The following is a 12,758-nucleotide window of genomic DNA, read 5'->3' on the forward strand; positions in this document are numbered from 1 at the left end:
CACCCTATTCTGCTTTAAAGAAGTCTTCGCCAATCTCACGCGAATCATCTAGTACTAAAATACCTTTTTTCTCTTCAGAATCTGTTAATCCTAATTCACGTTCCGAACAAATCATACCTTTTGAAGGTACACCACGTAGCTCAGCATCTTTAATCTGCATCCCGCTCGGCATGACAGCACCAACTTTTGCGACTACAACTTTCTGACCTTGTGCGATATTTTTTGCGCCACAGACAATCTGTAATTTTTCAGTCCCGACATCAACCGTTGTGACATTTAATTTATCAGCATCAGGGTGTTTTTCACATATTTCAACAAAACCTACTACGAATTTAGGTGATAAATCTACTTCTAATGGTGCTTCTAATCCTTTTTGTAATAATAGGTCATTAATTTTAGACATTAAATTTTCATCTAATTTTACTTGTCCATTTGTATCTAATCCTAATGTTTCAACACCGCTAACGTTATATCCTACGACTTTGTCATCTTTTTTTATCGTGATGATATCACCGTTCGTTTCATATTCAAATGGTCCATCAACTGGTTCTAATGTAATAAATAAATAATCTCCAACGACTTTGTTATAAAAAATATTCATATGTTTGCTCCTTAAAAGTTTGTATTATTATTCTTTATCTATTATATGCTTTATTCAATCGTTTTTCTTAAAAAATCAATTAAAAATAACAGAAATATTACACTCAATATAATTTAATGATATCATCATTTTTTGTCTTTATGTTGTGTTTGTTGCGCTTGTTCTGCCATAAACTTCTGACGGTTACTTTCAATACGCTTGATTGCTTCCTGATCACGCTTTGCATTATTCTTTCCTAATATAAATACCGGTGTTAACACATCATCTTTATACTGGAAAGATAAAGATGTAATCGGTACGAGTCCATTCGCAAAGAAAGTCATCATCATTTGTGCAAGTATGTCATACCCCGTTTCATTTTGAATATCAGCGATTATCAAAACATCTGCATGAGGTGTAGCAACTAACATTTCTCCAGTAATGTGTGCTTCAAAATCTTTTAACAGCTGCTTGTTTAATATGCGACTTGCATCATAACCATCATTAGCATTGAAGAAATAATATGTATTGCCTGCGACAACATCTGTTTTATACGTCGTCTTTAACCCTTTTACATTAAATAAAGCTTGTTCTTTAATGTGTGTTTCATCAATACCTAATTCACTTTGAATCTCTGCATCAATTAAACGATATGACTTGCCTAAATCTATCGCGTAATAAATATTTGTTTCTGCCGTATGTTCTGTAATTAAAAACGGCACATCATTTTGTGCTTTAGGAAAACTCGTCGAACGAATAACAGGCATGATCTTCGCACCTTCCGGCAAAGTCGTATTGCCCATCGCCTGAATGGTTTCGTTGATATAATATAATACTTCTTCAATAATGCTTTCTTTCTTCTCTTTATATTTAGCTGCAACAGGTGCAAGCTTTATCGTTAAACCTTTATTATTATCAAGACGCTCTACGCGCAGTGTTTCTTCTTTACGGTCAAACTTTGTTGAAACGATTGAAGTATCTAATGATTCAGTCAATCGATCTCTTATTTCAAAAACATTCACATTCTCACTCCTCACATAACTTTCATTGTACAATAAAACCACTACCGTTTAAAGCAACGCGTAGTGGTTAACATATTTTATAAACTTTGTATAAATTCGTTCACTTGTTCTTTTGTTTTTCTATCTTTCGATACAAAACGTCCGATTACTTCAGAATCTTTAAATGCGATAAAGCTCGGAATACCCATCACTTCATATTCTACTGCTAAATCAATAAATTCATCTCTGTCGATAGAAATAAACTGGTATTCTGGATTTTCTGCTTCGATTTCAGGCATCAACGGATCAATAAAGTGACAATCCGGACACCACGTTGCAGTAAACATTGCTATCGTTGGTTGTATAATCGCTTCTCTAAATGCCTCAATATGCTCTATCTTTTTCATTACGTTAACCTCCTGTGTTAATCTTTTGCTCGCCGGCTTTGATAATATTAGCTCGGCTCATCATTATATATACAATATAACTGATAACACCAGGTAAAAGGAAATGAAACAGTCCAATCTGCATCCATGTTGTTAAACTACTGCCCATCGTTTTGATTGTCATAATCTGTCCTACGAAACCACTCGTCCCCATCCCAGCACCTGCAGCAGCATTTTTCATTGGCCAGAGCATCGTCATAATTGGTGCCACAATAATGCTCGCGATCACAGGCGGCACTAAAATAAATGGATGTAACATGTAGTTTGGAATTTGAATCTTACTCGTTCCAATACCATGCGCAATCAATCCTTGTATACCGTTATCTTTAAAACTTGTCATCGCAAAACCAATCATATGACAACAACAGCCGATTGTAGCAGCCGCCGCTGCAGTGCCATTAATACCTAACATCAGTGCTAAAGCTGCACTCGAGATTGGACTAGATAAAGTAAGTCCAAAAATAAGAGAAACAAGAATTCCCATAAGTAACGGTTGTTGGTCTGTAGCAAATGTAATAAATTCACCAAGTGACAACATAAATGCCTGAATAAATGGTCCTACAAGCTTGGCAATGATTGCTCCGATTACTAATGTTAAAAGTGGTGTCAATATAATATCAATCTTTGTTTTACCACTATAAAATCTACCTAGCTCAGCTGTTGCTAGACTGACCACATACGTTCCAGCAGCCCCACCTTGCTCATAGCCATACATACCAGTTACCGCACTCGCAAATATGACCATTGGCTTTGCACCTAAACCAAATGCAACGGCAACGCCTACTGCTGCACCGGTATAAAGTTTTGCCAGTTTACCGATTTCTATCAATAATGAAGTGTCTAGAAAAGGCTTTAACTCTGTTCCTACAGTTTCTAAAATAAGACCGATAATCAACGAACAGAATAAACCTAATGCCATAAAGCTCATTCCATCAACAAACCAACGTTTAAGTAATGCTTTCAAACTGCCAGCTCCTTTAATATCATTTTCATTATCATAGCACAAATGTATTTAATAATAACATATGTAAATTGATTATATTGTGATTAAGGTGTGCTTATCAATCATTACAAAAAAATCATTCACCTGCATATGCAAATGAATGATTCAATTAAATCGATATAATGTTTAAGAACCGCTGTAAATGTTCTGACTTTGGATTTGTGAAGATTTGTTCCGGATGATCTAACTCTTCGATACGTCCATCATGGATAAACGCAACTTTGTCGGCAACACTTCTTGCGAATGCCATTTCATGCGTAACGATCACCATCGTCATTCCTTCATCTCTTAAGCCTTTAATGACTTTCAGAACGTCTTGCACAAGCTCTGGGTCAAGTGCTGATGTCGGTTCATCGAATAGCATCACTTTCGGATTCATCGCAAGTGCTCTTGCAATACCTACACGTTGTTGCTGTCCACCAGAAAGAGAAATTGGATACTGATCTTTAACATGTAATAAATCAACTTTTTCAAGTAAATTTACCGCAATTTTCTCCGCTTCCACTTTACTCATGCCTTTCACTTGCACTAAGCCTTCCATTACGTTTTCAAGAGCAGTCATATGAGGAAACAGCTGGAAGTTTTGAAATACCATCCCTGTTTTCTTACGTACTGCAATTTGTGATTTTTTGTCGTTTGCTGTGTAAGTTACACCATCAACAGTCACAGTACCTGATGTAGGGATTTCTAACGCATTCATTGTACGCAGTAATGTCGTTTTACCTGAACCACTACGACCGATAAGTACGACAACTTCACCGTTCGCAACTTCAAGATCAATATCTTTAAGTACAGTTTTTTCACCAAATTTTTTAACTAAATTTTGTATTGAAATCATCGTTGATACTTCCTTTCAACACGTTCTTCATAAATACCTTGAATAATTGAAACGATGAAACAAACCACCCAGTACATAATCGCCACTAAAGTATAGATTGATAAGAATTCATATGTTGTTGAGGCAACTTGCTGCGCATTTCTAAACATTTCAGCCACCAATATATATCCTAATAGGGATGTATCTTTAATTAAACTCAGGAATGTGTTTCCTAATGCTGGTGTTGCTGTACGAATAGCCTGTGGTAAGATGATGCGTTGCATCGTTTTCTTTGGGCTCATCCCGATTGAATATGCTGCTTCAGTTTGTCCGTGCGGTACTGATAATATACCACCACGAATGATTTCAGAACCATAAGCACCAACATTTAAACTTAATGAAATAATAGCAGCTGTAATGGATCCGAGTTTAAATGCCTGATCCGGATCACCTGTAATCAGACGGCCGATTTCAGGGATACCGAAGAAGATAATAAACATCTGAACAAGCATTGGTGTGCCTCGGAAGATTGATACGTAAACACGCGCTGGAATGCGTAATAATTTATTATTAGAAATACGTGCAAGCGCCGTAAATATCGCAATAATAAATCCTAGTATAAACGTAACAATCGCAATCGGAATCGAATATTTGACTAAACCCCAAAGCATTGGCTCAAAAGCTTGAGCCGCCGCATTCAGGGCATGGGACATTTCTTCATTAAGGACGAGTGACATCTTCACCGAACCATTTTTCACTGATTTTTTTCATTGTACCGTCTTTTTGTAATGCATCTAATGCTTTATCAAAATCTTTGATGATTTTCTCATCTGTTTTCTTAGTAAATACAAATCCTGATTGTGTTTTCTCAGCGTTACCTTCAACAATTTTGATATCAGCATTTTTCTTTTGTTTTAAGTAATCTAATACTGAAATTTTATCATTAAAAGTTGCTTCAACACGGTTAGATAGTACCATTTCCATCGCCTGATTAAATCCTTCAACTGAAGTTACTTTAGCGCCTTTTTCTTTCGCTAATTTGCCGTAATTAGATGTTAAAGTTTGTGCTAATGCGCGACCTTTAACGTCATCAAATGATTTAATATCTGAATTTTTACGTGTTACTAATACACCTTGTGTGTAAGTGTATGGTTTAGAGAAATTATATTTCTTCTTACGATCTGCATCCATACCTACCTGGTTTGCAATCGTATCGAAACGACCGGAGTTAAGTCCCGAGAACATTGAATCCCATTGTGTTTCTACGAATTTCACTTTATATCCTGCTTTTTTCGCTACTGCTTCTGCTACTTCCACATCGAAACCTGTTAATTTGTTGTTCTTATCATGGAAAGTAAATGGTGCATAAGTACCTTCTGTTCCAATCGTGATCTCTTTCTTGCTGTCTTTTTTATCTGAGTCATTACTACCACATGCTGCTAAAATAAATAATGCTGTAAACAATAAAGCTAATAATTTTTTCAATTTTCCATTCTCCTATTCTTATCAATTTACTCGGAATAGGTTTTATTTTAAAGCATTTTAATTTTAAGTCAATAAAAAGATACTCAAGATGAAAAAGATGAAGCAAATACTATCGCTTCATCTCAATAAAAAGTAAACTATTAATTCATCTTTAAATATTCAATTTTTTCATCATTGACGTCTTTGAGTAATGCAAGCAGTCCATCACGTGCTGCATAATAGTCCCGAATATCAAAAATTGTGTGATTGGAATGGATATAACGTGCTGGCACACCGATTACTGCTGTCGGAATGCCTTGTAAAGAAGTATGGATAACGCCACCATCCGTACCACCTGGTGAAGTATAATATTGATGTTGAATATCATTTGTTCCATAGATTTCTTCAAGCCATTGTTTAAATGACGGTTTCAAAATCATCGTTCTATCAATAATTCGAACGAGCGTTCCCTCGCCTAGTTTACCATTCGCATTACTTCCTGCAGTGTCATTGGCTGGTGAACAATCAACGACAAATGCTAAGTCTGGTTTGATCATATTTGCAGATGGCCCTGCACCACGTAATCCAACTTCTTCCTGCACGTTTGCACCTACATAAAGGTCAAACGGTAAGTCTGTATCTTTTAATTGTTCAAACAGGTCGACGATAATTGTACATCCATAACGATTGTCCCATGCTTTACATAGGAATCTGTTCTCAGTCAATTGTTCAAAATCAACTGCCGGAACGATTGAATCACCGATTTGGATGCCCATTGCTAATACTTGTTCTTTACTTTCTGCTCCCACATCAAGTAACATATCTTTAATTTGCGGTGTTGCTTCCTTACCTGTTCTAAAATGTGCAGGCACACTGCCAATTACACCACTATATGTTTTGTTGTCACGCGTTAATACTTGCATCTTTTGAGCCTGCAGGACATCTGCTGGCCACCCACCGATTTCCGTGAATTTAAGTAATCCTTTTTCCGTAATATCTGTTACCATGAATCCGACTTCATCCATATGTGCTGCAATCATGATGCGTTTAGCATTGTCCTGTTTTGATTTCTTTACGAAGAAGACGCCACCTAAGCCATCTTGTAATACTTCGTCTGCCAGTGGTGATAATCTTTTTAACAGATAATCACGTACGAGACGTTCATGTCCTGGCGCACCATGTAATTCAGTTAAAGTTTTTATCGTATCTAATAGTTGTTCTGTCATGTTTTTTGCTCCTTATGTTAGAATATAATCAAAACGTTAACCTAAAAGTTATACGCTTTGCTTCCAAATTTATTGATGAGAGGACTTTTAACTATGAAAAAATATCAAATCATCATTCCCGTTATTGTAGTCACTGGTATTATCGCTTATCAACTACGTCATCATATGACGATGCAGCACCCAGAAACGCTGCTACAACAGGTGCTGACAAACTTCGATCACGTTACAGGTTCAGCTATCGTATATGAACCAGAAAAACAAGAAAAGTTTGGTCAGATCTCTCACATTTATCGCGGTATCATTAATACGCAGGATAAAGATTACGAATTTACAGTCGATGCTTATACCGGTGAACTCATCGACACAATTGAGATTTAAATTAATTGGATATAAAGATGAATTTGAAGCACAACATTTATTGTGCTTCTTTTTCTTTTGTTGTTTTTAAGTAATCGAATGATTTTTTTATGCGGTCAAGACCTTCTAATAATTTATCTTCACTACACGCGACATTAAATCTAAAATGTGTACTTGCCGATAATTCGTAAGTATTACCGATACCCGTCGCAATCTTTCCGACATTCTGTAAGGCATCCTGTACTTCCATTTCACTAAATCCACTCTTCTCAAAATCAATCCAGGCTAAAAATGTAGCATCCGGCTTCTGGAAAAATAAACAATCAGACAGATGATCTGCAATGTAGTCTTCTACGAGGGTCATATTATTATCGATATGCTGATTCAGCGCATCGACCCAGTCGCCACAATCTAAATAAGCTGTTTGAATAACAGTTAAGGCAACTAAATTTACTGCCGCTAAACCATACACAGACATCACTTTCGTATTAATTGTCTCGCGCATATATTTATCTTTTGTTATAAAGTATGCATGCGGAATGCCAGAAACATTAAATGTCTTACCTAAACATGTCGTCACTAACATCTGTTCATAGTCATGCATATATTTTGCAAGTGTTTCGTGTTGACCGCGACGCACAAAATCCATATGAATTTCATCAGCAATGATATACACATTATATTTCTTACAGATTTCAATAATCTTTAAAAGTTCCTGCTCAGAAAACACTTTACCTGTTGGGTTATGTGGATTGCATAATAAGAACACTTTATTTTGAGGCATCTGACACAGATATTCAAACTGTACAAAGTCCATCGTGTATTCGTAACCATCAAAGTAAAGTTCACTTTCAACAATCATACGTTTATTACCGTTAATCAGATTGATAAAGTTGTTATAGGAAGGTGTATTAAGGATAACACCATCACCTTCATTAGTCAGGATACGTATTGCTTCTGTCACAGTAAAAAGCACTGATGGCGAATAGAATAGATCTTGTTTAAGAATATTTGTATTAAATCGGTTACTATACCATTGTTTAACCGGCGTATAGAATGCATCATTTTTCCAACTCGTATATCCGAAAATTCCGTGTTCCAGGCGATTAGCGATAGACTTTGTAATCTTTTCCGGCGTTTTAATATCCATATCTGCTATCCAGAAGGGCATTAAATCTCTACGCTGATAGATTAATGGAATCATTTCAGTTTGAACTGCATTTGTATTTAAACGGTTAACATTTTCATTAAAATTATACATAGTTTCCTCCAGTTCAGAAAATTCTCTCAATATATCAAGTCTACACTAAATAAAGCATAAAAAAAAGATGAGACACTTATAATGTCTCATCATTTAATAATGCTTCAAATGTTATTTAAAACTTGCTTCAAGTCGGTTGATTCTAAAACCTTTAGCAGAAAATTTCTCTTCGTACTCTGTCTTGATATTATCAGCCGGTTCATTATCATGAAGATTTAAATTGATATTTTTGAGTTTCATACCAAACTGACTCATACTTTCAATAGAAAATTCAAATAGTCCTTGATTATCTGTCTTGAAGTGAATTTCACCATCATCTTTCAGGATCGTCTTATAAACTGATAAGAAATTAGCATGTGTTAAACGACGTTTGGCATGTCGTGTCTTCGGCCATGGATCTGAAAAGTTTAAATAGATGCGGTCAATCTCTCCAGGATTAAATATTTCAGTCAGCTTCTCAGCATCAACTGTCAATAATCGTAAGTTTTTAATATCCTGCTCTATCGCTTTTTCTACAATACGAATCATTACATTCTTATCTCGTTCAATACCGATATAATTGATTGCTGGATTTGCTTTTGCCATCTCAGTAATAAATCTACCCATACCGCTTCCGACTTCTATATGAATCGGCTGAACTTTTTCAAACCATGATGTGATATTGTCTTTTTGTGACAGGTCGATACTTACAATATCACGATGTTCAAGCAGATAATCTTCTGCCCACGGTTTATTACGCATTCTCATGTATGTTGCTCCTTTAAATAAATCTATTCTGTGTTAAAACTTCATCTAAAAACTTCAACCATTCGTTCATATCGTGGTAACGACTCTTCTCCTCATACCACTCTACCATCGCAATCGCCTGTATAATCGTATACCATTTCATACGTTTCTCTAAATCGATTGTATAGTTAATACCGTAATCAGCAAGCCACGCTTCCCAGTCAACTTCTTTGCTATACGTATATAAAATCATACCAATATCAATCGCAGGATCCGCAATCATTGCACCTTCCCAGTCAACAATAAACAGTTCATCCTGATCTGAAAGTAACCAGTTATTATGATTCACATCGCCATGACAGACAGTATAAAACTGACTATCTAGATTAGGCATATGTTCTTCTAAGTAAATTAAAGCTTTTCTAACCGTATGATGTGCTAATACATTGCGTGAAAGAGAACTATTAATTTTCTTAAGTAAGATGTGAGGATACATCGGTTTCATTTCTAAACGTTTTAACATATTAAGTAAAGGTTTAGAGCGATGAATTTTTCTGAGGAGTTTCGCAACACGCTTGGAACCCATTTCTTCGTGTGTCAATGATCTTCCATTCTTCCAATGTTGAGCGGTAACGACCTCGCCCGTTTCAATACGTTTTGTCCATACGAGCTTAGGTACGATACCCTCAGCAGATAACGCTGCTAAGAATGGCGAAGAATTTCTTTTAAGAAATAATTTGCGGCCATCCTGCTCTGCCATATATGCCTCTCCAGAAGCGCCACCAGCGGAATCTAATGTCCAACCAAGCTGATAGAAATGTTCCAACATGTTCACCTCCCACAGTAGAAAAAAGAAAAGGCAATGAGAAATAATCTCTTGCCTTATTTTTAGTTCGAACGTTTTAACGACTTATTTAAATTTTATAACCTTTTATAAAAATATTCAAGTCAAACTTTTTTAAGCGTACTGAATATATGTTCAAATGTAATTCATTGTGTAATATGATGCCTTTTAGGCGTGATTTGTGATAATATGCTCATCAAACTTGCTTTGCAGACGCTTCGTAATCGGACCAACCTGACCCTGATTAACATTCTCACCATCAATCTCAGTAATCGGCATTACTTCCTGTGTTGTACTCGTCAAGAATACTTCATCCGCATCCTTTAACGCTTTCTCATCAAATGTAAATTCTTCAAAAGCAATACCTTCAGCATCTGCAATCTGTTTAATGACACGACGTGTAATACCGTTTAAGATGAAATTATTTGCAGGATGCGTAATGATTTTCTCATCTTTAACGATGAATATATTGCTTGATGCGCCTTCTGTAACAATACCGTTACGTATTTGGATCGCCTCTTTTGCACCATTGGTTACCGCTTTTTGTTTATTCATAATGTTACCAAGCAGATTCAAACTTTTAATATCACAGCGTAACCATCGAATATCTTCAGTCGTAATCGCTTTCACACCTTGCTGAAGATCCTGCATCGGACGTTCTGCAGTATTGGTATAAAGTAATAAATTTGGTTGAGTATCTGTTGGATACATATGATTTCTAACTGCATCTCCTCGTGTTAACTGAACATAAATTGTACCGTTATCTATTTCATTTTCCTTGATAAGCTGATTACAAATTTCGATATATTCCTCAACAGAATAGGGACTTGTTATTTCTATTTCATTTGCACTACGTACGAGTCGTTCGAAATGTTCAGTGGCTGTAAATAAAGTGCCATGGTATACTCGCACGACTTCATATACACCATCTCCAAACTGGATGCCACGATCGTTGTAACTGATTTTCGTATCATCAGACACATAACTGCCATTAATAAAAACTACCATTTTACTCACCTTCTACACATACAGAGTGGATTGCTTCTAAATAAATCGCTGTCGCATCAAATAATTGTTTCTTGCTGATATATTCATTTTTTTGGTGCATTAAATCTTCTGATTCTTTAAACATCGCACCAAATGCTACACCTTTTTCCAGGTTACGTGCATATGTTCCACCACCGATAGTATACGGTTCTGTCATATCTCCAGTCTGGTTACGATATGCTGTTAATAACTTTTGAACGAATGGATCATTTTTATCGACATAGTGAGGAACCTGGTGCGTTTCAACTTCAATTTCAAAGCCATCTTTAGCAATCTGTTCTTCAAATTTCTTAATTTCAGTTTCAAAATCAAAACCGTTTGGATAGCGTAAGTTTACACCATAATGTCCGCCATCAACGTCCGTATAACTAATTACACCATAGTTAGTAGTTAACTGACCCATTTCTTCAGTTTCATAAGCCATACCTAGCTTCTCACCAAAGTGAGAAGCAAATAAATATGTATCACCAAAGTTAACGAATGACTTTGCTTTCTTATCTAGATCTAATGTATTTAAGAAATTAACAAGATATAGACCAGCGTTCACACCTTTAAATGGTTCCATACCATGAACTGACTTTCCTTCAATTTGAAGTGAAATCTGACCGTTCTCTACGAATTGTTTCCCTGTTAATTTGTTGTTTAATAAATATCCTTCAAAAGCTTGAATGACTGCATCCATCTTTTCTTTAACTTCGATTTTTGCTTCTGCAAAATCCGGGACCATATTGTATCTTTCACCAGCTTTAAATGCCTTTAATTCCACTTCTGGTGCTGTTTCGCTTTCTTCATCACTATTTTGAATAATATCAAATGTTGTGATACCTTTTTCACCGTGAATTAATGGGAAATCAGCATCCGGTGCAATCCCTAGATCAGGCATCTGTTCAGTTTCAAAATAACGGTCCGTACATTTCCAGCCTGATTCTTCATCAGTACCGATAATGATATGGATGCGTTTTTTCCAGTCTACTTTCATGTCGTCTAAAATTTTAATAGCGTAATACGCAGCAATTGTTGGTCCTTTGTCATCTAAAGTACCACGTGCAATAATTTTATCCTCAGTTACGACAGCCTCAAATGGATTACTATCCCATCCACTACCTGCAGGTACTACGTCAACGTGACATAATATACCGAAAATATCCTCACCATTACCTGCTTCGATACGTCCAGCGATATGATCGATATCCACTGTCTCGTATCCATCACGTTGTGCTAATTCATACATATAATCTAAAGCTTTTCGTGGGCCTGGTCCAACAGGATTTTCACTATCAGCTAAACTGTCATCACGTACACTTTCTATATTTAATAAACCCGTAAGGTCTTCAATAATTTTATCTTCATATTGTGCAACTTTTTCTCTCCACATAATGATTCCTCCTAATGCTTGTATATTCCTATATTACATGATACATAAAGGAATTCAAAATAATAATCGTAAAATTTATCAAAATAAAAAGCCAGCATGCGCTGACTTTTATAGCGTTATTATTTTAATTCGTCTTTAGATACGGCATTAGGATTTTTTTCAGCAACTTCTTTGTCTGTTACGACATGGATGTTGTTCGCTCCACCTTCGTCGTCAAAGTTTTGTTTTTCTTCTTCAACAGTAACATCTTTTTTAGTTAATTTATCAGCTAATGGTGCCGCTTTTTCTTTTAACGGAGCAACTTTTTCTTCAACTTTAGAAGTTAAGTTTGCTTTGTAAGCATTTGGATCTTCTTTCGCTTTGTTGATTTCTTCTTTCGCTACTTGTTGTAAGTTAGCAGCTTTGCCTTTAGCGTTATCTGCATAACCTTTAGGATCTTGTTTCGCTTTGTTGTATTCTTCTAATACTTTATCTCTGTTTTCTTTTTTTGAAAGGAATGCTGCTACTGCAGTACCACCAATAACTAATGCTGCTTTTAATAAACCTGTTTGATTGTTGTTCGCCATGTTAAACACCTCTTCTTTTGATTTGTACTGTAATTATACCCAAGG

At 35.9% G+C, this 12,758-nt stretch carries 15 protein-coding genes; 1 reads left to right on the forward strand and 14 read right to left on the reverse strand.

Annotated features, from left to right (window positions below; translation table 11 throughout):
• Positions 1-4: 4 nt before the first annotated feature.
• The 8 genes from ytpR to KFV12_RS09520 form a co-directional block, all read right to left on the reverse strand.
• A complete protein-coding gene (gene ytpR / locus KFV12_RS09485) occupies positions 5-601 on the reverse strand; it encodes a YtpR family tRNA-binding protein (RefSeq protein WP_111716546.1) in 597 nt (198 codons plus the stop codon).
• Between the two features lie 125 nt (positions 602-726).
• Positions 727-1,602, reverse strand: a complete 876-nt coding sequence (locus KFV12_RS09490) for a DUF1444 family protein (RefSeq protein WP_111716545.1) — start codon at positions 1,600-1,602, stop codon at positions 727-729.
• 77 nt (positions 1,603-1,679) lie between these two features.
• The gene (locus tag KFV12_RS09495) at positions 1,680-1,988 is read right to left on the reverse strand and encodes a thioredoxin family protein (RefSeq protein WP_111716543.1); all 309 of its coding nucleotides are present in this window, start codon (positions 1,986-1,988) and stop codon (positions 1,680-1,682) included.
• A 4-nt stretch (positions 1,989-1,992) separates the two neighbouring features.
• Positions 1,993-2,991, reverse strand: coding sequence for a PTS sugar transporter subunit IIC (locus tag KFV12_RS09500; RefSeq protein WP_254256646.1), 999 nt, complete (start codon positions 2,989-2,991; stop codon positions 1,993-1,995).
• A gap of 148 nt (positions 2,992-3,139) precedes the next feature.
• A complete protein-coding gene (locus KFV12_RS09505; RefSeq protein ID WP_240836856.1) occupies positions 3,140-3,868 on the reverse strand; it encodes an amino acid ABC transporter ATP-binding protein in 729 nt (242 codons plus the stop codon).
• On the reverse strand, positions 3,865-4,584 hold the full coding sequence (locus KFV12_RS09510) for an amino acid ABC transporter permease (RefSeq protein ID WP_111716538.1): 720 nt from the start codon (positions 4,582-4,584) through the stop codon (positions 3,865-3,867). The genes KFV12_RS09505 and KFV12_RS09510 overlap by 4 nt, the downstream gene beginning before the upstream one ends.
• Positions 4,568-5,332, reverse strand: a complete 765-nt coding sequence (locus KFV12_RS09515; RefSeq protein WP_111716536.1) for an amino acid ABC transporter substrate-binding protein — start codon at positions 5,330-5,332, stop codon at positions 4,568-4,570. Before KFV12_RS09515 ends, KFV12_RS09510 begins: the two co-directional genes overlap by 17 nt.
• Positions 5,333-5,472: 140 nt before the next feature.
• A complete protein-coding gene (locus KFV12_RS09520) occupies positions 5,473-6,537 on the reverse strand; it encodes a M42 family metallopeptidase (protein WP_254256647.1) in 1,065 nt (354 codons plus the stop codon).
• Between the two features lie 93 nt (positions 6,538-6,630).
• Between KFV12_RS09520 and KFV12_RS09525 the strand changes: the two genes are divergently transcribed.
• Positions 6,631-6,915: a hypothetical protein gene (locus KFV12_RS09525; protein WP_096076113.1), complete on the forward strand. Its 285-nt coding sequence runs from the start codon at positions 6,631-6,633 to the stop codon at positions 6,913-6,915.
• Positions 6,916-6,952: 37 nt separating this feature from the next.
• On the opposite strand, the gene KFV12_RS09530 is transcribed toward KFV12_RS09525, so the two are convergent.
• The 6 genes from KFV12_RS09530 to KFV12_RS09555 form a co-directional block, all read right to left on the reverse strand.
• Entirely contained in the window at positions 6,953-8,155 is a 1,203-nt protein-coding gene (locus tag KFV12_RS09530) for a MalY/PatB family protein (RefSeq protein ID WP_111716531.1), read from the reverse strand.
• Between the two features lie 111 nt (positions 8,156-8,266).
• Positions 8,267-8,902 carry a tRNA (guanosine(46)-N7)-methyltransferase TrmB gene (gene trmB / locus KFV12_RS09535; RefSeq protein ID WP_111716530.1) on the reverse strand — a complete coding sequence of 212 codons (636 nt, stop codon included), beginning with the start codon at positions 8,900-8,902 and terminating at the stop codon, positions 8,267-8,269.
• A gap of 13 nt (positions 8,903-8,915) precedes the next feature.
• A complete protein-coding gene (locus KFV12_RS09540) occupies positions 8,916-9,707 on the reverse strand; it encodes a phosphotransferase family protein (protein ID WP_099580143.1) in 792 nt (263 codons plus the stop codon).
• 186 nt (positions 9,708-9,893) lie between these two features.
• Positions 9,894-10,733 (reverse strand): D-amino-acid transaminase, encoded by an 840-nt coding sequence (gene dat, locus KFV12_RS09545; protein ID WP_111716528.1) that lies wholly within the window; start codon positions 10,731-10,733, stop codon positions 9,894-9,896.
• 1 nt (position 10,734) lies between these two features.
• Positions 10,735-12,147, reverse strand: a complete 1,413-nt coding sequence (pepV, locus tag KFV12_RS09550) for a dipeptidase PepV (RefSeq protein WP_254256648.1) — start codon at positions 12,145-12,147, stop codon at positions 10,735-10,737.
• 119 nt (positions 12,148-12,266) lie between these two features.
• Complete coding sequence (locus KFV12_RS09555) at positions 12,267-12,713, reverse strand: YtxH domain-containing protein (protein WP_099579801.1); 447 nt, start codon at positions 12,711-12,713, stop codon at positions 12,267-12,269.
• Positions 12,714-12,758 lie beyond the last annotated feature (45 nt).

The sequence above is a fragment of the Macrococcus epidermidis genome (genome assembly GCF_024205965.1).
Lineage (GTDB): Bacteria > Bacillota > Bacilli > Staphylococcales > Staphylococcaceae > Macrococcoides > Macrococcoides epidermidis.

Excerpts from the sequence above, each read along its gene's own strand:
- KFV12_RS09495 (WP_111716543.1), bottom strand. The coding sequence starts at position 1,988 with ATGAAAAAGATAGAGCATATTGAGGCATTTAGAGAAGCGATTATACAA.
- ytpR (WP_111716546.1), bottom strand. The coding sequence starts at position 601 with ATGAATATTTTTTATAACAAAGTCGTTGGAGATTATTTATTTATTACA.
- KFV12_RS09510 (WP_111716538.1), bottom strand. The coding sequence starts at position 4,584 with ATGTCACTCGTCCTTAATGAAGAAATGTCCCATGCCCTGAATGCGGCG.
- KFV12_RS09555 (WP_099579801.1), bottom strand. The coding sequence starts at position 12,713 with ATGGCGAACAACAATCAAACAGGTTTATTAAAAGCAGCATTAGTTATT.
- KFV12_RS09525 (WP_096076113.1), top strand. The coding sequence starts at position 6,631 with ATGAAAAAATATCAAATCATCATTCCCGTTATTGTAGTCACTGGTATT.
- pepV (WP_254256648.1), bottom strand. The coding sequence starts at position 12,147 with ATGTGGAGAGAAAAAGTTGCACAATATGAAGATAAAATTATTGAAGAC.
- KFV12_RS09530 (WP_111716531.1), bottom strand. The coding sequence starts at position 8,155 with ATGTATAATTTTAATGAAAATGTTAACCGTTTAAATACAAATGCAGTT.
- KFV12_RS09520 (WP_254256647.1), bottom strand. The coding sequence starts at position 6,537 with ATGACAGAACAACTATTAGATACGATAAAAACTTTAACTGAATTACAT.
- trmB (WP_111716530.1), bottom strand. The coding sequence starts at position 8,902 with ATGAGAATGCGTAATAAACCGTGGGCAGAAGATTATCTGCTTGAACAT.
- dat (WP_111716528.1), bottom strand. The coding sequence starts at position 10,733 with ATGGTAGTTTTTATTAATGGCAGTTATGTGTCTGATGATACGAAAATC.
- KFV12_RS09505 (WP_240836856.1), bottom strand. The coding sequence starts at position 3,868 with ATGATTTCAATACAAAATTTAGTTAAAAAATTTGGTGAAAAAACTGTA.